This window comes from Pseudomonas sp. PA-6-3C (assembly GCF_021605825.1).
In the GTDB taxonomy this organism is placed as follows: domain Bacteria; phylum Pseudomonadota; class Gammaproteobacteria; order Pseudomonadales; family Pseudomonadaceae; genus Aquipseudomonas; species Aquipseudomonas edaphica.
Genome location: NZ_WKDV01000014.1, coordinates 113,967 through 134,224 on the forward strand (window position 1 = coordinate 113,967; position 20,258 = coordinate 134,224).

Genomic DNA, 20,258 nt, shown 5'->3' on the forward strand with positions numbered 1-20,258 from the left:
CTGCCAGTCGCTTGAATGAGCGCTAAGAGGTTTGACATGCAATTTGCGGATAAAAAAGAGGCCTTGGATTATCTGGCCGCCCACCCTGAAGTGCTGAGCATCGAGTTGTTCCTTATCGACGCGAATGGCGTTCCACGGGGCAAACTGTTGCATCGCGACGAACTGCTGGCGATCTACGAAAATGGTCGGCCATTGCCCAGTTCCATTCTCGCCTTGACCGTGCAGGGTGAAGACGTAGAAGACACAGGCTTGGTCTGGGAGGTTGCTGACGCCGATTGTTGGACATACCCCTTGGCGGGAAGCCTGACCTTGCAACCCTGGCGCACCAACCCCACCGGTCAAGTGCAGGTGAGCATGCACCCGACCCAAGGTATTCCCGCCGCACCGGCGGACCCGCGCCACGTACTGGTGAACACCCTCGAGCGGCTGAAAGCCGATGGATTTCATCCGGTCATGGCCGTTGAGTTGGAGTTTTACCTGCTGGACCGACAACGCGACGTCAACGGTCGGCCGCAGCCGGCGTTGCAGGCCAATGGCGTACGCCCTGTTGCACCACAGGTTTATGGCGTTTACGAGCTGGAGCAGCTGCAACCGTTTCTTGATGACCTCTACGCGGCGTGCGCGCTGCAGGGCTTGCCGGTACGTACGGCGATATCCGAGTACGCGCCAGGCCAGGTCGAGTTGACGCTGGAGCATCGGTTCGACGCACTCCAGGCCATTGATGAAGGCGTACGTTACAAACGCCTGGTCAAGGGTGTGGCCAACAAACATGGGCTGCAAGCGTGCTTCATGGCCAAGCCATTCAGCGATCAGGCCGGCAGCGGTATGCACCTGCACGTCAGCCTTGCCGACGAGCACGGCAATAACCTGTATGCGAGCGAAGACCCACAGGGCACGCCATTGTTGCGGCACTCCATCGGCGGGATGATGGAGACCTTGTTTGACGCTCTGGCGATATTTTGCCCCCACGCCAATTCATATCGACGCTTCCAAACCGGTAGTTACGCGCCGCTGGCTAAAAGTTGGGGCGTCAACAACCGTACCGTTTCGTTCCGCGTGCCCGGCGGCCCTGCAATCAGTCGGCATATCGAACACCGCATTTGCGGTGCCGATGCCAACCCCTATCTCGCCGCTGCCGCGTTACTGGCGGGCATTCACTACGGCATCACGCATGAAAGCGATCCCGGCGCGGCGATTGTGGGGAATGGCTATGAACAGGCGACCGATTTTCTACCCACCGACTGGCTGACAGCCTTGCAGGCACTGCAACGTTCAACCTGGGCACGTGAGGCGCTGGGCGCTGAGTTCCTGAAGGTGTTCCTGGCGATCAAGTGGCGCGAGTTCCGTGAATTCAATGCTGAAGTCGGAGAACAGGACTGGCGCTGGTACCTCACTCACGCATAAATGCTGGCCCGTCAGTTTGGGATTGCACGGCGTGCTCCGCTCACGCCTGCTGAGGTGCTGGATCAACTCAATGTGAAACGTGTTGTGCCTTATGAAGCGCACTGCATGTCGATATCAGGCACTAGTGTGCCGTTATGAGGCTATTTTTGCGGTTGGAAGGCCGCGTATTGTGACTCGTCATTGGAGAATGATGATCGCCTGACCCTATAGTCAGAACGTCTTAAAGCCGATCACAGAGAACAATAAGAATGATCAACAGCCCAAGTTCGAAGGATGCAAGCGGCCAGCTGGCGCAGGGTTTCAAGCCGCGTCACGTCACCATGCTCTCCATTGCAGGGATTATCGGCGCGGGGTTGTTTGTCGGGTCTGGGCATGCCATTGCGGCGGCGGGCCCGGCGGTGATGCTGGCCTACCTGTTTTCCGGCCTGCTGGTGGTGCTGGTAATGCGAATGTTGGGAGAGATGGCGGTCGCCAACCCCGACACAGGCTCCTTCTCAACCTATGCCGATCAAGCCATCGGCCGCTGGGCCGGGTTCACCATCGGCTGGCTTTACTGGTGGTTCTGGGTGCTTGTGATTCCCATCGAAGCATTGGCCGCCGGGCATATTCTCAACCAGTGGTTCCCGCAGATCGACGCTTGGTTGTTTGCCTTGTTGTCGATCTTTTTGTTGGTGGTTACCAACTTGTTCAGTGTGTCCAAGTACGGCGAATTCGAGTTCTGGTTCGCGATGGCCAAGGTGGTGGCGATCATAGGTTTTATCGGCCTGGGGGGCGCGGTGTTGATGGGCTGGATTCCCGAACGGGAGGCCAGAGGTTTGAGTCGACTGATGGATGAGCATGGAGGCTTTGCGCCTAATGGTTTGTCGGCCGTCGTCGGCGCATTCATTACCATCATGTTCAGTTTTATCGGCACTGAAGCCGTCACTATTGCGGCTGCGGAGTCCAGCAACCCGGCGCAGAATATCGCCCGAGCGACACGTTCGGTGATGTGGCGCATCGGCGTGTTTTACGTGTTATCGATCTTCGTGGTTATTTCCGTGGTGCCCTGGAATGACCCGTTGCTGGCGTCGGTCGGCTCTTATCAGCGTGCACTGGAGTTGATGAACATTCCCCATGCCAAGCTGCTGGTGGATGTCGTCGTGTTGATTGCGGTGGCCAGTTGCATGAACTCCTCCATCTACATTGCTTCGCGCATGCTGTATTCACTGGGCAAGCGTGGGGACGCGCCAGCCTTGATGAAAAAGACCTCGGCACAGAGTGTGCCCAGGGCTGCGGTGATCGCCAGCACCATCCTGGGCGCGGGCGTGACCTTGCTCAGTTACTTCATGCCGGCTGGGCTGTTCCAGTTTTTGCTGGCCAGTTCGGGCGCCATCGCCTTGCTGGTGTACCTGGTGATCGCCGTTTCACAATTGCGCATGCGCAAGGTATTGCAACAGCGCAATATTCTGCTGACGTTCAAAATGTGGCTGTTTCCCTGGCTCACCTGGGCGGTAATTGTATTTATCTGTTGTGCATTGGCGGTGATGCTTTTAACGCCCGAGCATCGCTTCGAGGTGTCTTCGACGATCGGCCTGGCCTTGCTGATTTCACTGATCGGCGTCATCACCGCGCGGGAGCCCCACTCTGTACAAAAACCGATTCCCGCCGTCTCGCGCCCATGAAAGCACGGCCGGCGCACTGTTATTGGCTTATCCAGGGGTGAGTGGTTTTTTTGCCTGCGATTTACGTAATAGACACTTCGGTGTTTTTTTCTCTCGACCGTCACCCGAGTTTTCTACCCAGCAGCCAAGTGCTTATAGCCTCAACCAGTTCCGTCTTGCACTCCACCGGCAACCAATGGCCGCCGGACAAGCTGGTTACGCTGAGGTCTGCGCAAGCCGCACGCATGGGGTCGCCCAACCGATTGCCCTTGATGGTATTCATCGGGTCGTAATCGCCATTCACAAACAACACGGGCAATGACAGGCGGCCGCCATCGGGCGCTCGGTGCGCATAGTCGATATTGGCATCGTCGTTCAGATACCACGCGCAGGGTGCGCGGAAACCATGCGCTTCGAAACTGCGTACCAGTGCAGCGAAGTCCGCCTGCGGCCATAGCGCCAGGTCTGGTTGGGTGGGTGGCGCCCGATGCGCCTCGCCAAACCGTCCACCTTTGCGGGTCACTTCGGCATTTGACGTCACCTTGGAGATATTGGCCGGGTCGCCTCGCCGATAAATCGACGCCAGCGATGCGGCTTTATCCGCATCAAGATCAGCGACAGCTGACGCAAAGTGCGTGTTGTAGTAGCGGTAGTAATCCCATTGACCGTCAGGGTACTGGTCCGCCGGATAGAGCGTTCGGTCCACCAGCGGGACGAGCGTGGGCAGTGCATTGGTGCTCGGGAAGTACGGCACCGACACCAGCACCACGCCACGGCTGCGCTGCGGTTGATGGGCGGCCAGTTCACCTGCCACCACGCTGCCCCAATCATGGCCCACCCAGATGGCGGGTGCCCCACCGAGATGCTCATGCAGCTCTGCCATGTCAGCCACGATGTGTGCAAGGGTGTAGGCGTTGATGTCGGAGGGCGCAGAGGAGCCCCCATAGCCGCGCATGTCGGGTGCAACGCAGTGCCAGCCTTGGGCAGCGAACGCCTCGATCTGCGCGCGCCAGATCAGGCTTAGTTCTGGCCAGCCGTGCAGGAAGATCATCAACGGCCCATCGGCCGGGCCCGACTCCAGATAGTGCGTGGTATGGCGGGGCGTGCTGTAAAAACGCGAAGTCAGCGTGGAAGTGGTCAAAGGAAATCCTCCTGATTAGCTCACGAACTTTACATAGACAAGCTCAGGGTCATGCTCATCAAGGTTCTCGATTCGCCCGCTCGGTATAAACCCTGCCTTGGCGAGCATGGCCTGGGACGCCAGGTTGGAGGCGTTGGTTGATGCAAACAACTTGGACGTTTTGCACAACGCTTCTGCGCCCGCCAATAATTGCAGCGCCAGACCCTGGCGTTGATGTATCGGCGACACAACCACCAGCGCAACAAAGTCGTAGCTGAAAAACTCATCAGTCAACACCAGGTAGCCCGCGCATTCACCGGCAATGACGACGACCAGGCATCGCTGGCTAATTACCGCGTCATGGATAAACACGCGTCGATGAGCGTGGGCTGTGGCGTAGGCGTCCAACTCCACCAGGGCGCGCACATCATCAGGCGTGGCCTGGCGGATTAGCCGGCTCTCAGGGGCCGGCGAGTGTCGGTCTTGGGCCATTGGAATCACCGTTGGGGCGAATGGGTATAGTGTTAGTGTTGAAGGCGTTTGCAGTGTTCAAAAAAAGAACAGCGGGCAAGTGCATCAGCAGCATACAGCCAGCGCTGGCCTTGAGCGCCTCCTTGGCCAGCGCTTTGCTGTCAGCGTGTCAAGCACCGGGCCTGACGCGCAACGCCAGGAAGACCGGGCCGTCCTGGAAGGTACTGGCTTGCAGCTCATCGAGTGGATTGAGCGTATTTGTTCGCACCCCTGGGTTGCTGTAGAGCGTGTGGAGGTATCAACCTGGTAGTCGAAGTAATCTGTCGAGACGATGGTGCTGGTCGTGTTGGCGTCAGGTGCCCAGGTGAAATCCAGGACTCTTGCGGCTTTGATCTGCTCCTGCGAGACGGTGGCCTAGGTGGTAGTGGTAGCGCCTGACTGCTGCAAGTCGTCGTTCATGATACTCATCCTTAAGTAAAGTGCGTGCTTGAATGCGGGTCGACATGGCCCGAAGCGTATGACTGCCGTCATAGCGCTATTTTTCTACAGCGCAAGCGTGCTTCATTTTTTATGCTGTGTGGATAAACAGTGGTCTGAGTTTTGTCGCCTCGCAACTGTGGCGAGGGAGCTTGCTCCCGCTGGGGCGCGAAGCGGCCCCAAAAATGGGACTGCTACGCACTCCAGCGGGGCCAAGCGCCCTCGCCACGGGTCAGTGATTGTCAGCTCGAACGCTTAACTGGCTGGCATTACGTAGGCTGGGTTGTTTTAACTCAGCTGCGTGCCGCCATCCGCACGTGCGTATTGCGCCAGCAGATCGGCCGCATCCTGGTAGCAACCCGTCCGCCAGTCGTGCGCTCAATACTGATCCACCAGGCGCTGCAACTGCGGGTCTCGAATCCTGAACACCTCGAACAGCCCAAGGGCACGTAATGCCGGGAGCAACGCCAGCAGGTCCTGCTCGGCGACGGTTCGCTGTTGTGCATCGATATTTGGATCACACCAGGCCTGGGCATTCACCAGAAAGGCTCCGACGCTGCCTTTGCGGATCACAACGCCGTGGCGTTCAGTCTGGTTCTGGTCATCGGGCAACAGTTCTTCGGCGCGCATGCGGTGTATTCCTGGGAGTTGAGGCTGCGACTATAGACGCACCAATGTGGCCTGGGTACGCTATTGAAGACAATCAATAGTCCGCTAAGGCCACTTATGTCCGCTCCGCTGATTCCCACTTCGGTATTAACGGCTGTCGATGACCCGCTGGTTGTCGCCGTGGTCCGAGTGGGCGCAGAACCGCGTATCACCGAACGCCATTGCCATGCGCGTGGGCAGTTGCTGGGCACACGCCAGGGCTTGTTATCGGTGGACGCCGGCGCCAGCCAGTGGGTGGTGCCGGCGACCCATGCGGTGTGGATCCCGCCGAATGTCGCCCACGGCGCGCGCTCCCATGGTCCCTTCGCGGGGTGGAGTGTCTACGTGTCGCCGCAGGGCTGTGTCGAGCTGCCGGATACGCCTTGCATCCTGGCCACCTCCGGCCTTTTGCGCGAGGCGGTGATGCGCGCTGCCGCCTGGCAGAGCCCTGAACTGGATGCTGCGCAGCAACGCTTGGCCGGGGTGATTGTGGATGAGATTCGAACCTTGCCGCGTGTGACCCTGGGCTTGCCGATGCCTCAGGATGCGCGCCTGCGCAAGATCGCTGAGGCGCTGTCCGATTGCCCGGATGACGAGCGCCACCTTCAGGAATGGGCGACATGGGCGGGCATCGCCCCGCGCACATTGACGCGTCGCTTTGCGCTGGAAACGGGGTTCAGTTTCACCGCGTGGCGCCAGCGCGTGCGTTTGTTGCGCGCGCTGGAGAGGCTGGCGGCGGGAGTGCCGGTCACGCGTGTGGCGCTGGAGTTGGGCTATGACAACGTCAGTGCTTTTATCGCGCTGTTTCGCCGCACGTTTGGGGTGACACCTGGGCGTTACTTCACAACGCATGAGAGTTTATGAGTAAAAAATCAATACCTGAAGTTAGTGGTTTGCACTTTTATTGAATGATTATTCAGCTGTTGTTCAGGCCGAATTAAACTGAATAAACAGGGCGTATAACCTTTACAACTCTTTACCTTTGCAGTCTGGATGAGCGAAAAAACAACATGCTAGCCTGCGCGTTTTCGACAGGCAGCAGGCGCGCATGAAAAGGCTAAAGGAACTGGCTGTAAACAAGCCCTGTTCATCAATATTTATAGTGGCGTTTATTGTATTGGCTGTGCTGCAATACAAACCGGCCGTGCTCAACTACACCACACGCTTTGTCGACTTTGCCGAGTATATGCTCGCCCATGGCGTGACACTGTTTCCCATTGCTGATGACCTGCAGCCATACCCCGATTACACGGTGCTCAATACACTGCTTGTGTACCTGGTTTCCTTGCCGTTTGGGCGTGTATCCATACTGTCGATGGGGCTGCCTTTTTGCGTGGCGGCTGCCTTGATGCTGGTGTTTATTTACAAGCTGGGTGCCCTGCACGAAAAAAAATGGGGCGCCTATGCGGTGGTCTTTGCGCTGTTTACCTGGTCATTTCTGGACGGCGTGAATTCCTTGGCGCTGGACATCTACCCGGCGCTGTTTACCGTGATGTGTTTTTACCTGGCTTATGCGGGCCAACTGCACCCGCACCGTTTTCATGTGCTGCCGGTACTCCTGGGCCTGGCGCTGGGCTTTGTCTTTCGTGGCCCTATTGGCCTGATCGGCCCGGCGGGCGTGGTCGCCTCCTATTATCTGTTAAGTCGACAATGGCGCCTGCTGGTGGTGTTCTGCTTGCTCGCAGGCCTGGTGCTGGCCGCAGGTATCACAGTGCTGAGCGGCGCGGCCTACCTGCAAGGTGGGCAGGCTTTTGTGCAAGAGGTGCTGGTTATGCAAGGCTTGGGGCGCTTTGGCGCTGATCACGCCCCGCGTTATTACTTCTACTTCTCTGCAGGCTTGCTCACCTATGGCGTCACAGCCTTTATCGCATTAAACGTGATCATCAAGAAGGGCAAACACTTCTTGGATCGCTCGCCGGCGCCGGCCACTCAGATGCTGCTGTACCTGACCGGTTGGTTATTGGTAGTGATCGTACTGTTCACGATTCCAAGTTCCAAGAAAGCGCGTTACATTCTTTCGATTACGCCGGCGATTTCATTATTGGCCGCGTATATCTTCGTGGATCGCAGCCAGCGTTTTGCAAGTGCCCGCGACAAATTGCTGAAGTTCTGCCTCAACTTACCTATGGTCGGCCTGGGCATGCTGTTACTTGCCTTTATCTATGGCCTGTATGCAGCGACGCCGCTGCGGCCTAACTATCTTGGCGCGTGTGCCGGGTTGATCAGCCTTATTGCCATTCGCTCTTGGGTGACGTCGCGGTTTCATGCACATCCACACCGGGAGTTCGTACTGTTGTGTTTTGGTGCTGCCGCCTTCCTGGTCCTGGATATGTTCTTCTTTAATTCGATTACTTACCACCTGGAATTGGCCGATGAGCCGACACCCAAGTTTCTGCCTTATTGGTTCTGGTAGGGCATGTTCGCAGCCGGACCCGGAATCAAGCCAAACAAAAAAACGTCACGCGCCAACCTCAGTCGAGCATCGGGTGGTCGTTCGGGCGGGTGTTCAGGAAGTAGCCGAATAGCAAGGCGATCATCATACCCAACCCCGTGACTGGAAAATTGCAGGCTGCCTACTGCGCTCCATGGCTTTATCGAGACCTTGATCGGCTGCCTGCAACGGGTCAACTGAACACTAACGTGTCAGGCTCGCGCCCGCGTGCCTGGCACGCTTGAACGCCCCCGCGGCGGCAATGTCGAGTAACCGCCGAAAGTTCGGGCATTGCGCGTGGTCGGGAGCAGGGCAGGCTGCAGCGTGGCGCAAGCCGCGGCTCATGGCTTGCAGTTGTTTGACCGTCGCGTCGAGTTCATCGGCCTTGGCCAGCAGCAGCGTTCTGTCCACCGTGGCCTGGCCATTGGGGGACAGCATGGCCTGTATCTCGTCCAGCGACAGGCCGCCGGCCTGGCCGAGGGCGATCACCGCCAACTGCTCAATCACCGCCGCGCCAAACTGACGGCGAGCGCCGGGCGGGCTGATGGAGGTGATGAGCCCTTTCTTCGCATAAAAACGCAAGGTGTGAGCCGGCACGCCCGTGCGTTTGACCACCTCAGTGATATCCATTACCAGACCCTTGACTTGAAGTTGACTTCAACTTCTATGATGCCTGCGCAGGTTAAATGGGTCCATGAATTAGAGGTCGATATGGCATCGCTGCACGTGGCTGCACAGGTAATTTTAGTGGGGGCCGGGGCTACGGTCGTGATGGATATGTGGATGCTGTTGATGAAGGCACTGAAGGTGCCCACGCTGAATTTCGCCTTCGTGGGGCGCTGGGTCGGGCATGCGTGCCACGGGCAGTTTGCGCATCGCAGCATTGCACAAGCGCCGCCCGTGCAGGGTGAGGTGGCCCTGGGCTGGATCGCGCACTACGTCACGGGGGTTGTGTTTGCGCTGCTGCTGGTGGGAATAGAAGGAATCGCCTGGTTGCAGGCGCCCACATTCATGCCGGCATTGGTGCTGGGTATCGCCACCGTGGCTGTCCCGCTGTGTGTCATACAACCTGCCATGGGCGCGGGGTTTGCCTCCTCCAGGACACCCACGCCGGGCAAGAACTGCCTGCGCAGTCTGATCAGTCATGCGGTGTTCGGCGTGGGGCTTTATCTGGCTGGAGTATGTTCCAGCCACTGCTGGTAAGTGACGCGGCTGATGTGCGCGACTTCGCCGATACTTCATACTTGTGCCGCTACTCAAAGCGTCAAACCGGGGTTTCACTTTCCGGCTATCGCAGGCATCAGCATGTGGCAAGCGGGCAGGGTTGATCTGCGGCCCAGGGAAGAAGCAAGTGCCAGGCAAGGGAGTTGTTTTAATGAACCAATACGATCTGATTATTGTGGGGGCCGGCATTCATGGTGCGGCTTTGGCCTATTACAGCGCCAAGGCCGGGCAGCGCGTGATGCTTATTGAAAAAGCCCGGCCTGCCAGCGGTGCCAGCGGCCATGCCTTTGGGTGGATCAATGCCAGTGCGTTGATTGAACCCGTGCAGCATCTGGCGCAAAACGTGATGGATGATTACCACCACCTTCAGGCTGCGTTGCCATCGTTCCCGTTGCGTTGGTGTGCAGAATTGACCTATGGCGTCTGCCCGGAAAATCCCCAAGCATCAGCAGCGGGCCTGAACCTTTCTTCCCTTCAACCGCGTACGGTTTCGCAGGCTGAAATCCGAGTAATTGAGCCCAATCTTGCTCACCCGCCTCTTCACGCCCGTTATACGCAGGCGGCAGGGATCATCTCGCCGGTCGAAGCCATTGAGTGCCTGGTTCTGGCCGCTGAAGGCTTTGGCGCACGGGTAGTCTGCGATTGTGCAGTCAGCCAGTTGCTCGTTGAAAATGGCCAGGTTGTGGGCGTCAGTACGCAGGCAGGCAATTGGTATGGCAAAAAAACGGTACTGGCTGCGGGCTTGGGAGTGCTTGATCTTTTAGTTGGCCAAAGCCTGCATCTGCCCATTCGACCGTCTCCGGCGATTCTGTTGAAGTTTGAAGTGGCGCAGGCGCTGCTCAATGGCATTGTTTCGAACGCCGATATGGAGGCTCGTCAAGGCGACACCTGTACGCTGATTGCGGCTGAAGACTACATCGACGATACGCCCGAAAATGGCCCCGCTGCCATTGGGCTCAGAGCCCTTGAGGCCATTCGTGGGCAGTTGAACGGTGCACAATCCATCGCGCTGAAGTCCGTAGCGGTGGGGTGGCGACCGCTGTCTGACGACCACCTGCCTATTGTGGGGCCAGCGGGCGACGACGGCGGGCTTTATATCTTGAGCGCCCATCCAGGCTTGACCCTGGCGCCCACCTTGGCGCGGCTCTTGAGCGAAGAGCTGATCACCGGTGTCGCGTCGCCATTGCTGGGCAACTTTCGGCCGATGCGTTTTCGGGTGTGAGCGTCAGAACCTTGTATCGTCAGCTGCCGTTTCAATCACTTTCAACATTCCATTGAAAGTCTATGCGCCCCGAGCGGATGGCTAACGCAGCCGGGGTTTCATTACGCTGGGTTTCTCCTTAACCACCTGCGGCGTATATCAACATGGTATTTAAAAACCTCATCACTTCTACGGGTGTGACGCTGCTTGCGCTGTTGATTGCAGGTTGTGCGAGCCATTCCCCTGACGGAGCGACCCCTGTGTCAAAACCCTTGGTTTCCATCGCCGTACTCAAAGCCAAACCTGGCAAACAGCAGGCACTCAAACACGGCCTGCTGGCCCTGGTTGCGCCAACGCGCACCGAGCCCGGTAACCTCGACTATGTGCTGTTTGAGCTGCGCGACGCCCCCGGCACCTTCTACATGCGTGAGTCGTTCAAGGACCAGGCGGCCCTCGATGCGCATTTTGCCACGCCGTACTTCAAGCAATTTGCAGCCACGGCCGACGACTTGCTTAGCGAGCCGCTGCAGCTGATTTTCCTTGAGCAAGTGTCGAACTGAGCCATTCGTCATCTTGCACCGTTATCGACATAACGGTGGTGCGACGCTGGACCTGTGGCAAGCAGGCTTGCCACAGTTAGAGTGTTCGTCCTTTCGCGCTGCAGATCAGTGCGTGCCGTTGCCGGCAAACATCTGTTTGGCGTGTGCAAAACACTTCTCGGCGATGGCCGAGCGCGGTTCGGTCTTGCGCATCACCAACCCCAGTGGCGCGAGCACGCTGGCGTCCGGCAAGTTGATAAAGGCGAGGTTCTCGATCGGGTTTTCCATGCCACTGTCCAGCGGCATGATCGCGCAGCAAAAACCTTCGTGGATCGCCTGGAACAACTGATAGGTCGAGTCGCTTTCGAGAATGGGCTGCGGGTCGAGGCCACGGCTGCGGAAACTCAGGTCAATGGATTTTCGATAATGCATGCCGTTGCTGATCATCCCCAGGGGCAACTGCGCGGCATCTTCCCAACTCATTTCGGTGCCTTCGAACTGGAAGTGGCGCGTGTCGTACAGCAGGCCGACGCGGGTTTCGCCCAGTTCAAAAACCTCCAGGTAATTGGGGTTTACGTGGTCCAGGTAGCACACGCCCAAATCCAGTTGATTGGTGCCCAGGGCTTCGATGATCTTGTCCGAACTCATGGACGACAGGCTGAATTTGAGCTCTGGAAACGTCTGGGACAGACCTTGGATGTAGCTGATCGAGTTGAACCCGCTGAGCGGTACCAGCCCCAGGCGCAGGCTACCCACTAACTGCCCGCGACACGCAGCCGCTTCGGCAAACAAACCGTCATGGGCGGCGAGCAGGGTTCTGGCCCAGGCCAACACGCGTTCGCCGGCCTGGGTGAAGCCTTCGAAGCGCTGGCCACGGGTGACCAACTCCAGGCCCAGCTCATCCTCCAGATTGCGCAGGCGCATCGACAGGGTCGGCTGGGTGATATGGCAGCGCGCAGCCGCCTGGCCGAAGTGCCGGGTCTGCTCCAGCGCGATCAGGAATTTGAGTTGCTTGATGTCCATTTAAAGCCCCAGCCTGGGAATAAGTGAGCGGTCAGGATAAGTGCCCGTGCCTGCACCCGCAGCAGACCCTCTCATTGTAAGGCCTGCGCGTCCAATCGCCTGCATTGACGTGATCCCCAGCGGATCAAAAGCACAGCAGCAACCTGATTTTCGGCGGTGTGATCGGTTTTTTTAGCGCCCACTGAAACCTGTACGCAATTTGAAACGTTTAAGTGGTTTAATGTTTATGTCGGCTTGCGATGGATCGCAGCCGCCGACAGACCTTCTGTCATTGAATCATCCCAAGGAGCTACACCATGCATGGAAGTATGAAGTCCAAACACCTCGCGTTTCTGTTGATCCCGCTGGTTGCCGCTTGTACCACACCGGACAGAACCCGTGAGTCGGCCGTCACACCGCAAGCCCAGCCCCAACAGGCCTGGCAGTTCGACAACTGCTCGGTCGGCTGCCCCAGCGGTGGCAGCCCACTGACGCTGAACCGCCAGGCGTACACCCTGAACAATAATGGCTCGACCAAGTTTGCCAACTGGGTGTCATACAAAATCACCAAGACCACCCCCGCCAGCGGCCGCTCGCGCGACTGGCAGACCGACCCGGACATTCCGGCCGGCGAAACCCTCGACCCGGTGGATTACAACGGCGCCAATGTCGCGCTCAAAGTCGACCGTGGCCATCAGGCCAACCTCGCCTCGATGGCGGGGGTAGCCGATTGGCAAAGCCTCAATTACCTGTCGAACATCACCCCGCAGAAGTCCGACCTCAACCAGGGGCCGTGGGCGCACCTGGAAGACCAGGAGCGCAACCTGAGCAAGCAGGCGGGGATCGACGCGGTGTATGTCGCCACCGGGCCGCTGTATGAGCATTTTGTCGGCACGCTGCCGGGTACGAACAAGGTGCACACCATTCCCAGTGGCTACTGGAAAATCATCTTCGTCGGCAGCTCGCCTGAAGGCGGAATGTACGCCTCGTTCGTCATGAACCAGGAAACACCCAAAGGCGCGAACTTCTGCGATTACCAGGTGCCCGTGAGTCAAATCGAAGAGCGCTCCGGGCTGACGTTCTGGAGTGATCTGCCGCAGGCGGTGCAGGCCGCGTTGAAGGCCAGGCAAGGGCAGTTGCCGGGGCGCATTGGGTGCAAGCAAGCGTTGTAATAGTTAAGGATCCGTATCACTTCTGTGGCGAGGGAGCAAGCTCCCTCGCCACAGGTTACCGGTGCAGATACTGGCCTTTACTGTCAGCTTCGCTCGGCCTTCACTTAGTCCAGGCGTAGTTCACGGACCCGAAGAATCTGCTGATCAAAATTGACTACGATGATTGCGCAAGGGCTCGCCAGCAACCTGCGCTTATCAACACAGATAGCGGTTGCGTGCTTCTCTGAGCAGGTCACGCATCTGGTCGACGCGCAATAACAGCGTCATTTGCCGCTCATCGACGATAATCTCCGCCACGATCAATGCGCAGATCATCGGTGCGGTCACCAGCCAGTGCTCGTAACACTGGGTGGCCAGCGATATGAAGATGCCTGCAATCCACAACCCCAGCACCCACTTCGGGGCACGCCGTTGCAGCGGCACCCAGAAACGCTGCAACCTTTTCAAACGGGCCGTGTGCAGCCTTAACGAGGCTTCGAGTCGGGACACGTCATTGCTCATTTATACACTCGCTCAACGGTACGGGCGCAGCCTGGGAGCGTGGTTCCCAGCCAAGACAGGTTGACCCGTTCGACTTCTATCCAATGCTCGCCGACAGGTTTTGTGCGGCAGCTTTTAAACGCAATACACACCTGCTTTGCGTCCAATAAAGCAAAGTGCCGATAACGGGGCGGGCGCTTAAACACCGAAAAAAACATACGCATCACCGTGCCTCGCCCAATCAAACGTGCCAACTGAGTTCAAACAGCGTGCCGCCGTTTTCCATGCGCCGGCAGGTCACGGCGCCGCCATGGGCGAGGGCGATGGCACGCACCACGGCCAGGCCCAGGCCACTGCCGCCCTGGGCGCGTGAGCGGGAGTTTTCACCGCGTTGGAAGGCGTCAAACAGGCGCGCGGCAAAACCTTCGTCGATGCCGGGGCCGTCGTCGCGCACGCGCAGGTAGTTGAAGCCGTCGCGGGTGCTCAGGTGGACGATGACATTGCCCGGTGTCGCGTGCCGCCGAATGTTATCCAGCAGGGCCAGCAAGGCCTGGCGAATGCGCGCCGGGTCGCAGCGCATCGTGCGGCGTTGCAGGTCCAGTTGCAGCACAAAACCTGCGGCCACCAGGCTCGGTTCGAACAACCGTACATCGTCTTCGATGCCTGTCGCCAGGTCGGCTTCTTGCAGGTTGAGTTCCAGGTAGCCACTGTCGGCCAGGCCCACCACGCGCAAATCCTCGATCAAGCGCGTCAAGCCTTCGACCTGGCCCAGCAGGCTGTAGAACTGTGCGGTGTCGGGTTCGAATACACCCTCGGCCAACCCTTGCAGGCGCCCGCGCAGAATAGTCAGGGGTGTGCGCAGTTCATGCGCAATGGCGGCATTCCAGAACGCTTGCTCCTGCGCCATGCGCTGCAAGCGTTTGGCCATGCTGTTGAAGTCATTGACCAGGATCGCCGCTTCGCCGATCGACTGGTCACCGGCAACGGCCTGTACGTCCAGGTCGCCGTCGGCCAGTTTGCGCAGGTTCTCGGCCACGGAGTTGAGCGGCATCAGGATTCGCCGCGACAGTTTCAGCGCCACAATCGAGCCCACCGCCAGGCTCACACACGTGGTCAGGCCCATCCACACCCATTCAGCCTTGGCCGGCAGCCAGGCATCCACTTCGGCGTCGGTGAGCGGCCAGTAGGTCCACAGCAATGCATAAAAAATATATGAGCCGATCACCGCCAGGGCGATCACGCACAGCACCACGGCGCACATGGACAGGATGATCTGGCGGCTCAGGCCATTGAGCCCTTTCACACCATGCTCCCGAACCGGTAGCCGACGCCACGGATACTGGTGGGCACACCCTGCACGCCGAGGTCTTCGAGCTTGCGCCGCAGTTTGCTGATATGGCTGTCGACCGTGCGCTCCAGGCTGTCGCTTTCCGGTGAGCACTGGGCCAACAGCTCGGCGCGGGTGAACACCCGTTTCGGTGCCTTGGCCAGTTGCGCCAGCAGCCTGAATTCGGTGACGGTCAAGGCCAGCGGCACTCGGCGGCCGGCCAACGTCACCGTGGCTTCATAGCTTTCCAGGTCAATTTCAAACGCGTCCACCCGCAGCACCGTGGGGCAGGCGCGGTCGCGATAAGCGATGGAGCGGCGCAGTACCGCCTGGGTGCGCGCCACCACTTCGGCGGGGTTGAACGGCTTGACGATATAGTCGTCGGCGCCGATGCGCAGGCCCATGAGCTTGTCCATGTCCTGGTCTTGCGCGGTCAGCATGATCACCGGCGTATGGCCGCGCTGGCGCACTTGCGCGAGCACTTGCCAGCCGTCCACGTGGGGCATCAGCACGTCCAGCAACATCAGCTCCGGCTTGAGCGCCAGGTGCATGTCCAGCGCCTGTTGGCCGTCACGCGCGTGGGCGGTGCGAAAGCCGCTGCGTTTGAGGTAAGCCTCCAGAATGTCGGCGATTTGCGGCTCATCTTCGGCAATCAGCACGAGAGCCTGGGGTTCTCTGACGCAGTCCGGGCGGGGCATCGATGCAACGGGGAAATCAGTCATGGTCTGCTCGGTGAATACGCGGCGAGCCTGTGCATCCCTGCGCTCGTGCTTATCTGCCTTATCGTGGCTGCCGGTCCATGGCCACGTTTGCCAGTAGTGATCATAGCTTCTGGGTGAGGGTGCTGACCTCCAGAGCAGGAATCATCGTGTTCTCCTGGTAAATCTACGCAACGGTGAACGCAAGTGTGCGCAACCAACGTGCGCATTCATGGGAGGTTTTGTGGAGAAACGATGGAGGCGGGCAATAATTTGTGCCCGAGCGCTTAGGAAGGTGGCATGGATTGACGTTCAATACCTAAAAGTCCAATATGGAATTATAAGTACAAAAAAGCCTATACCTCTCTTTCTTCACGCTTGCCAAACCAACAACAACTTGCGAGATAACGACCATGAAGAAACCCGCGCTGATCGCAATACTTGCCCTGGGCCTGTTTGCTTCAAGCCATGTGCTGGCCGCTGAGAAAACCTTGCGTATCGGCATTGAGGCGGCCTACCCACCGTTCGCTTCCAAGACCCAGGATGGCAAGATCGTCGGGTTCGACTACGACATCGGTAATGCCTTGTGCGCGCAGATGAAGGTCAAGTGCGTGTGGGTGGAAGGTGAATTCGACGGCCTGATCCCTTCGCTTAAAGTGAAGAAAATCGACATGGCCCTGTCATCCATGACCATCAACGAAGACCGCAAGAAATCGGTGGATTTCACCCACAAGTATTACTTCACTTCCTCGCGCCTGGTGATGAAGGACGGCGCGGTGGTGGATGACCAGTACGCCAGCCTCAAGGGCAAGACCATTGGCGTGCAGCGCGCCACCACCACCGACCGCTATGCCACCGAGGTGTTCGAGCCCAAGGGCATCAACGTCAAGCGCTACAGCAATAACGAAGAGATCTACATGGATTTGGCGGCGGGGCGCCTGGATGCGATTTTTGCCGACACCATCCCGTTGAGTGACTTTTTGTCGATGCCACGCGGCAAGGGCTACGCCTTCGTCGGGCCGGAACTCAAGGACCCCAAATACGTGGGCGAGGGCGCCGGGATCGCAGTGCGCAAGGGCAATACCGAGTTGGTCAGTGAGTTGAATGCGGCCATCGACGGCATCCGCGCGAATGGCGAGTATCAGAAGATTTCACAGCAGTATTTCAAGTCCGATATCTACGGCGACTGAGCGTGAAACAGCAACAGTAGAGCCATACTCGGTCACATGTGGGAGCTGGCTTGCCTGCGATGCAGACACCTCGGTACATCAGGTATACCGAGTTGATGCCATCGCAGGCAAGCCAGCTCCCACAGTTGATGAATGATCGTTCAGCCCTTCAATTCCTTAAGGTGCTTGTACACCGTCGCCCGCCCCATCCCCAGCACATTCGCCACGTAGTTCGATGCGCTCTTGCCCTTGAACGCGCCCTCGGCATGCAATGCCAGCACCAGCTCACGCTTATGGTCGCGGGTCAGCAGGTTCAGGCTCAACTGACGTTCACGCATCCAGGCATGCAAGAAGGTGTTGATGCGCTCCTGCCAGTCATCACGAAACAGTGAATCCGGCTGTGGGATCAGCTTGCTCGGTGACAGGAACAGGTCCAGCGCCGCCTTGGCGTTTTCGAACAACGAGATATTCAGGTTGATGCACAGCACCGCCAGCCGACGACCTTTGTGGTCATGCAGCACCGTGCTCAGGCTGCGGATTTTCTGACCGTCCCAGTTGAGCTTTTCGTACGGGCCGATATTCACTTCGCGGATGTCATCGCTGAGCATGTCCTCCAGCGACGATTCGTCACCGATGGCGCGTTTCGACAAGTTGTTGGCGATGTAATCGACCTTTTGCGTGCGCAAGTCATGCAGCACCACTTCGGCGTGGGGAAAGAACAGCGTGGCGATCGCATCGGCGATCGCCCGAAAGTTCTGCACAACGTTTTCTTGTTCAGCAATGCTCATCAATGCGGCTCCAGGCGGACGGGCGAGAGCATACCAGCGTCCAGGCCAAACCGCGTCAGCGGCTCCGGCAACGGTGCGCCGCGTACCAGCGCCGCGCTGGCCTGGCCCATGGCCGGTGAGGTCTGGATGCCATAACCGCCCTGCGCCGCGACCCAGAACAGCCCCGGCACCTGCGGGTCGAAGCCCGCGAGCAAATCACCATCAGGCACAAAACTGCGCAGCCCGGCCCAAGTGCGGGTAGGACGGCGGATGGTCAAGGTGGTGGCTTCTTCGATCTGGTAAATGCCCATGGCAATGTCCAGTTCTTCGGGCTGCACATCCTGGGGTTCGACCGGGTCGGCGTTGGCCGGTGAGCCGAGGAACATGCCCGCGTCAGGCTTCATGTAAAAGGCTTCGTCGAGGGCCACCAGCATCGGCCACCCATGCGTGTCGACACCCTCTGGCCCGGCGAAGATAAACGCCGAGCGCCGTTTGGGCTGCAGTCCGATGGACGCCGCGCCAGCGAGGCCGCCGATCTGATCGGCCCAGGCACCGGCAGCGTTGATGATGATCGGCGCGGTGTAGGTCGCGTCCTGGGTACGCACCTGCCACAGGCCGTCGGCGTCACGGCTCAGGCCCAGTACCGGGCTGTCGGTACGCACTTCGCCGTGATGGCGACGGATACCGCGCAAATAACCCTGGTGCAGGGCATCGGTGTCGATGTCACTGGCGGTCGGGTCGAAGATGGCGCCGTGGACTTTTTCACGACGCAAAATCGGCAAGCGTGCGCACGCCTCATCGACACTCAGCCGTTCCACCTGCGCCACCGTGGCCTTGGCGCTCTGGTATTGACGCTCCAGTTCCGCCGGGTCGCCGCTGAAATCCACGGTGATCTCCCCGCGTGGCGTCAGCAACGGGTGCTCACAGAAGCCTGCCGGCGGGTTATCAAAAAATGCACGGCTGGCCAGGGTCAACGCGCGCACTTGCGGTGTGCCATAAGCCGCGGTGTAGAGCGCCGCCGAGCGCCCGGTGGAGTGATAGGCCGGGTGGCTTTCGCGCTCCAGCACCAATACTTTGCCATGCTGCGACAACCAGAACCCGGTGGATGCACCGGCAATGCCGCCGCCGATGATGATGAAGTCTGCATGGCTCATAAACATCTCCTTAAACAATGGTTAGCGCTGGGTTTGGTACAGGGCATTGGCCAGTGCGACGTCTTCCAGGCCCAGGCCGATCGAGCGGAAAAACACGTGGCGGTCATAGTCCGGGCGCTGCGCCATATCACTGAGCAACTCCGGCAGGTCGCCGATCACGGCGCGCTTGTCCCAAGCGTGTTGCTCGGCGGCGATCAGCATCTCACCGGCCGCGCCCGGCGTGGTCTGGCGATAGTCGCAGAACACATGCATGGCGTGCAGGCTGGCGGGTGGCACTTCATGGGCGCGTGGCGCATTGGTGCTGATGGAGGTGATCAGCGCTGGCTTACGCAAACGCGCCGGGTCGAGCACCGGGCCGGCCGATGAGGTACACAGCAGGATCACATCGGCGTCTTCCACGGCGCTGTCACAGCTGTCGGCCAGGGTCAGGCGCGGGTCCAGGCCTTTGAGGTGGGCGAGGGTGTCGACGCTGGCGTGGCCCAGGCTCGGTGAATACAGGCGAATCTGCTGCCAGTCGCGCAGGTTGCGCACGTAGTGCAGGTGCGCTTGCGCCACCTTGCCACTGCCGATAATCGCCAGGCGCCGCGCGGCAGCAGGCGCCAGCACGTCCACCGCCAATGCAGTGGTGGCAGCGGTGCGCGCGGTGGTCAGCTCGGCCGCATCACACAGCATCAGCGGCTGGCCGCTGTGCATCGACATCAACAACGTCCAGGCCGTCACCAGCGGGCCTTGCTCGCGCACGATGTAGGGCGACGTCTTGACCCCATACACACCCTCGTCGGCCAGCACGCCCAGGTAGTTGATAAAGTCGCCGGCCCCGTGCGGGAACTCCACCAACTGTTGCGCCGGCTGCACCGCCAGCCCGGCCGCCAGGTCGCGGAACAGCTTGTGCAGAATGTGGGGCACATCGACCTGGGTGAGCAATTCACGGGCCTGGGCCTGATTCATGACAAGGGGCGTGCTGGACATGGCAATCTCCGCAGATAAACTAATTTGTCCATTATGGACTTTTTGTTATTGCGGGCAATATCAGAATGAAAAAAGTCGGGGTGCCGGTTGTTTTATCGCTATTGAATAAACTCACACATTTAATTGACGCCACTATATTGCCACCCTATGATCCATGCCCGTTGATGGCACAACGCCACACAGAGGGATCTATACATGTGGCGTTTGGAACGCCGGACCAGGTTTTGCCTGCTGTCCGTTTTTTTCTGCCTGGGCACCGCCGGATTAGCGCACGCCGCGCCCCCGCAGAGCACCCCCGGCATCACCGACCTGATCCGCGACCGTCAGGACCGCCTGCTCGAAGAGCAGCAGCGGCGCCTCGAAGA

20 protein-coding genes are annotated in these 20,258 nt (G+C 59.1%); 9 read left to right on the forward strand and 11 right to left on the reverse strand.

The annotated features are described in order from the left end of the window. Positions 1-36: 36 nt before the first annotated feature. Both GIW48_RS12220 and gabP read left to right on the forward strand, forming a co-directional pair. The gene (locus GIW48_RS12220; protein WP_236460864.1) at positions 37-1,404 is read left to right on the forward strand and encodes a glutamine synthetase family protein; all 1,368 of its coding nucleotides are present in this window, start codon (positions 37-39) and stop codon (positions 1,402-1,404) included. Positions 1,405-1,652: 248 nt separating this feature from the next. Then, positions 1,653-3,065 carry a GABA permease gene (gabP, locus tag GIW48_RS12225; protein ID WP_268935013.1) on the forward strand — a complete coding sequence of 471 codons (1,413 nt, stop codon included), beginning with the start codon at positions 1,653-1,655 and terminating at the stop codon, positions 3,063-3,065. Positions 3,066-3,165: 100 nt separating this feature from the next. Here gabP and GIW48_RS12230 read toward each other — a convergent pair whose 3' ends face one another. From GIW48_RS12230 to GIW48_RS12240, 3 genes are all read right to left on the reverse strand, one after another. Then, positions 3,166-4,185: an alpha/beta hydrolase gene (locus GIW48_RS12230; RefSeq protein WP_236460863.1), complete on the reverse strand. Its 1,020-nt coding sequence runs from the start codon at positions 4,183-4,185 to the stop codon at positions 3,166-3,168. Between the two features lie 15 nt (positions 4,186-4,200). Further along, a complete protein-coding gene (locus tag GIW48_RS12235) occupies positions 4,201-4,656 on the reverse strand; it encodes a GNAT family N-acetyltransferase (RefSeq protein WP_236460862.1) in 456 nt (151 codons plus the stop codon). 834 nt (positions 4,657-5,490) lie between these two features. Next, positions 5,491-5,742, reverse strand: a complete 252-nt coding sequence (locus GIW48_RS12240; protein WP_099547726.1) for a hypothetical protein — start codon at positions 5,740-5,742, stop codon at positions 5,491-5,493. Positions 5,743-5,838: 96 nt separating this feature from the next. On the opposite strand from GIW48_RS12240, the gene GIW48_RS12245 reads away from it, so the two are divergent. Together GIW48_RS12245 and GIW48_RS12250 are read left to right on the forward strand one after the other, a co-directional pair. Next, positions 5,839-6,624 (forward strand): AraC family transcriptional regulator, encoded by a 786-nt coding sequence (locus GIW48_RS12245; RefSeq protein WP_236460861.1) that lies wholly within the window; start codon positions 5,839-5,841, stop codon positions 6,622-6,624. Positions 6,625-6,808: 184 nt separating this feature from the next. Further along, complete coding sequence (locus tag GIW48_RS12250; protein ID WP_329606006.1) at positions 6,809-8,173, forward strand: ArnT family glycosyltransferase; 1,365 nt, start codon at positions 6,809-6,811, stop codon at positions 8,171-8,173. A gap of 222 nt (positions 8,174-8,395) precedes the next feature. On the opposite strand, the gene GIW48_RS12255 is transcribed toward GIW48_RS12250, so the two are convergent. After that, the gene (locus GIW48_RS12255) at positions 8,396-8,821 is read right to left on the reverse strand and encodes a helix-turn-helix domain-containing protein (protein ID WP_017137689.1); all 426 of its coding nucleotides are present in this window, start codon (positions 8,819-8,821) and stop codon (positions 8,396-8,398) included. Between the two features lie 81 nt (positions 8,822-8,902). Between GIW48_RS12255 and GIW48_RS12260 the strand changes: the two genes are divergently transcribed. The 3 genes from GIW48_RS12260 (at position 8,903) to GIW48_RS12275 (ending at position 11,176) form a co-directional block, all read left to right on the forward strand. Next, the gene (locus tag GIW48_RS12260) at positions 8,903-9,394 is read left to right on the forward strand and encodes a DUF2938 domain-containing protein (RefSeq protein WP_236460860.1); all 492 of its coding nucleotides are present in this window, start codon (positions 8,903-8,905) and stop codon (positions 9,392-9,394) included. A gap of 172 nt (positions 9,395-9,566) precedes the next feature. Then, the gene (locus GIW48_RS12270) at positions 9,567-10,637 is read left to right on the forward strand and encodes an NAD(P)/FAD-dependent oxidoreductase (RefSeq protein ID WP_099547731.1); all 1,071 of its coding nucleotides are present in this window, start codon (positions 9,567-9,569) and stop codon (positions 10,635-10,637) included. A 239-nt stretch (positions 10,638-10,876) separates the two neighbouring features. After that, positions 10,877-11,176: a putative quinol monooxygenase gene (locus tag GIW48_RS12275; RefSeq protein WP_017137694.1), complete on the forward strand. Its 300-nt coding sequence runs from the start codon at positions 10,877-10,879 to the stop codon at positions 11,174-11,176. 105 nt (positions 11,177-11,281) lie between these two features. On the opposite strand, the gene GIW48_RS12280 is transcribed toward GIW48_RS12275, so the two are convergent. After that, a complete protein-coding gene (locus tag GIW48_RS12280) occupies positions 11,282-12,178 on the reverse strand; it encodes a LysR family transcriptional regulator (RefSeq protein WP_017137695.1) in 897 nt (298 codons plus the stop codon). A gap of 296 nt (positions 12,179-12,474) precedes the next feature. On the opposite strand from GIW48_RS12280, the gene GIW48_RS12285 reads away from it, so the two are divergent. Continuing rightward, the gene (locus GIW48_RS12285) at positions 12,475-13,329 is read left to right on the forward strand and encodes a DNA/RNA non-specific endonuclease (RefSeq protein ID WP_099547733.1); all 855 of its coding nucleotides are present in this window, start codon (positions 12,475-12,477) and stop codon (positions 13,327-13,329) included. Between the two features lie 195 nt (positions 13,330-13,524). Here GIW48_RS12285 and GIW48_RS12290 read toward each other — a convergent pair whose 3' ends face one another. The 3 genes from GIW48_RS12290 to GIW48_RS12300 all read right to left on the reverse strand — a co-directional run bounded on the left by GIW48_RS12290 (position 13,525) and on the right by GIW48_RS12300 (position 15,858). Continuing rightward, positions 13,525-13,830, reverse strand: coding sequence for a hypothetical protein (locus GIW48_RS12290; protein ID WP_177034133.1), 306 nt, complete (start codon positions 13,828-13,830; stop codon positions 13,525-13,527). A gap of 220 nt (positions 13,831-14,050) precedes the next feature. Continuing rightward, positions 14,051-15,112, reverse strand: a complete 1,062-nt coding sequence (locus tag GIW48_RS12295; protein WP_017137699.1) for an ATP-binding protein — start codon at positions 15,110-15,112, stop codon at positions 14,051-14,053. Continuing rightward, complete coding sequence (locus GIW48_RS12300; protein ID WP_026013754.1) at positions 15,109-15,858, reverse strand: response regulator; 750 nt, start codon at positions 15,856-15,858, stop codon at positions 15,109-15,111. The genes GIW48_RS12295 and GIW48_RS12300 overlap by 4 nt, the downstream gene beginning before the upstream one ends. A gap of 389 nt (positions 15,859-16,247) precedes the next feature. On the opposite strand from GIW48_RS12300, the gene GIW48_RS12305 reads away from it, so the two are divergent. Continuing rightward, positions 16,248-17,024 (forward strand): ABC transporter substrate-binding protein, encoded by a 777-nt coding sequence (locus GIW48_RS12305; RefSeq protein ID WP_099547736.1) that lies wholly within the window; start codon positions 16,248-16,250, stop codon positions 17,022-17,024. Between the two features lie 140 nt (positions 17,025-17,164). Here GIW48_RS12305 and GIW48_RS12310 read toward each other — a convergent pair whose 3' ends face one another. From GIW48_RS12310 to GIW48_RS12320, 3 genes are read right to left on the reverse strand one after another with little or no spacing between them, the layout of a single operon-like run. Beyond that, positions 17,165-17,791: a helix-turn-helix transcriptional regulator gene (locus GIW48_RS12310; protein ID WP_138815588.1), complete on the reverse strand. Its 627-nt coding sequence runs from the start codon at positions 17,789-17,791 to the stop codon at positions 17,165-17,167. Then, complete coding sequence (locus GIW48_RS12315) at positions 17,791-18,924, reverse strand: NAD(P)/FAD-dependent oxidoreductase (protein WP_017137703.1); 1,134 nt, start codon at positions 18,922-18,924, stop codon at positions 17,791-17,793. The genes GIW48_RS12310 and GIW48_RS12315 overlap by 1 nt, the downstream gene beginning before the upstream one ends. A gap of 21 nt (positions 18,925-18,945) precedes the next feature. Then, positions 18,946-19,893 (reverse strand): ornithine cyclodeaminase family protein, encoded by a 948-nt coding sequence (locus GIW48_RS12320; RefSeq protein ID WP_170038621.1) that lies wholly within the window; start codon positions 19,891-19,893, stop codon positions 18,946-18,948. Positions 19,894-20,258: the final 365 nt, after the last annotated feature.

Bases quoted from the DNA above. Each gene is read 5' to 3' on its own strand.
- GIW48_RS12250 (WP_329606006.1), top strand. From the start codon at position 6,809: ATGAAAAGGCTAAAGGAACTGGCTGTAAACAAGCCCTGTTCATCAATA.
- GIW48_RS12310 (WP_138815588.1), bottom strand. From the start codon at position 17,791: ATGAGCATTGCTGAACAAGAAAACGTTGTGCAGAACTTTCGGGCGATC.
- GIW48_RS12305 (WP_099547736.1), top strand. From the start codon at position 16,248: ATGAAGAAACCCGCGCTGATCGCAATACTTGCCCTGGGCCTGTTTGCT.
- GIW48_RS12255 (WP_017137689.1), bottom strand. From the start codon at position 8,821: ATGGATATCACTGAGGTGGTCAAACGCACGGGCGTGCCGGCTCACACC.
- GIW48_RS12260 (WP_236460860.1), top strand. From the start codon at position 8,903: ATGGCATCGCTGCACGTGGCTGCACAGGTAATTTTAGTGGGGGCCGGG.
- GIW48_RS12315 (WP_017137703.1), bottom strand. From the start codon at position 18,924: ATGAGCCATGCAGACTTCATCATCATCGGCGGCGGCATTGCCGGTGCA.
- GIW48_RS12290 (WP_177034133.1), bottom strand. From the start codon at position 13,830: ATGAGCAATGACGTGTCCCGACTCGAAGCCTCGTTAAGGCTGCACACG.
- GIW48_RS12270 (WP_099547731.1), top strand. From the start codon at position 9,567: ATGAACCAATACGATCTGATTATTGTGGGGGCCGGCATTCATGGTGCG.
- GIW48_RS12245 (WP_236460861.1), top strand. From the start codon at position 5,839: ATGTCCGCTCCGCTGATTCCCACTTCGGTATTAACGGCTGTCGATGAC.
- GIW48_RS12320 (WP_170038621.1), bottom strand. From the start codon at position 19,893: ATGTCCAGCACGCCCCTTGTCATGAATCAGGCCCAGGCCCGTGAATTG.
- GIW48_RS12220 (WP_236460864.1), top strand. From the start codon at position 37: ATGCAATTTGCGGATAAAAAAGAGGCCTTGGATTATCTGGCCGCCCAC.
- gabP (WP_268935013.1), top strand. From the start codon at position 1,653: ATGATCAACAGCCCAAGTTCGAAGGATGCAAGCGGCCAGCTGGCGCAG.
- GIW48_RS12235 (WP_236460862.1), bottom strand. From the start codon at position 4,656: ATGGCCCAAGACCGACACTCGCCGGCCCCTGAGAGCCGGCTAATCCGC.
- GIW48_RS12285 (WP_099547733.1), top strand. From the start codon at position 12,475: ATGCATGGAAGTATGAAGTCCAAACACCTCGCGTTTCTGTTGATCCCG.
- GIW48_RS12300 (WP_026013754.1), bottom strand. From the start codon at position 15,858: ATGACTGATTTCCCCGTTGCATCGATGCCCCGCCCGGACTGCGTCAGA.
- GIW48_RS12280 (WP_017137695.1), bottom strand. From the start codon at position 12,178: ATGGACATCAAGCAACTCAAATTCCTGATCGCGCTGGAGCAGACCCGG.
- GIW48_RS12240 (WP_099547726.1), bottom strand. From the start codon at position 5,742: ATGCGCGCCGAAGAACTGTTGCCCGATGACCAGAACCAGACTGAACGC.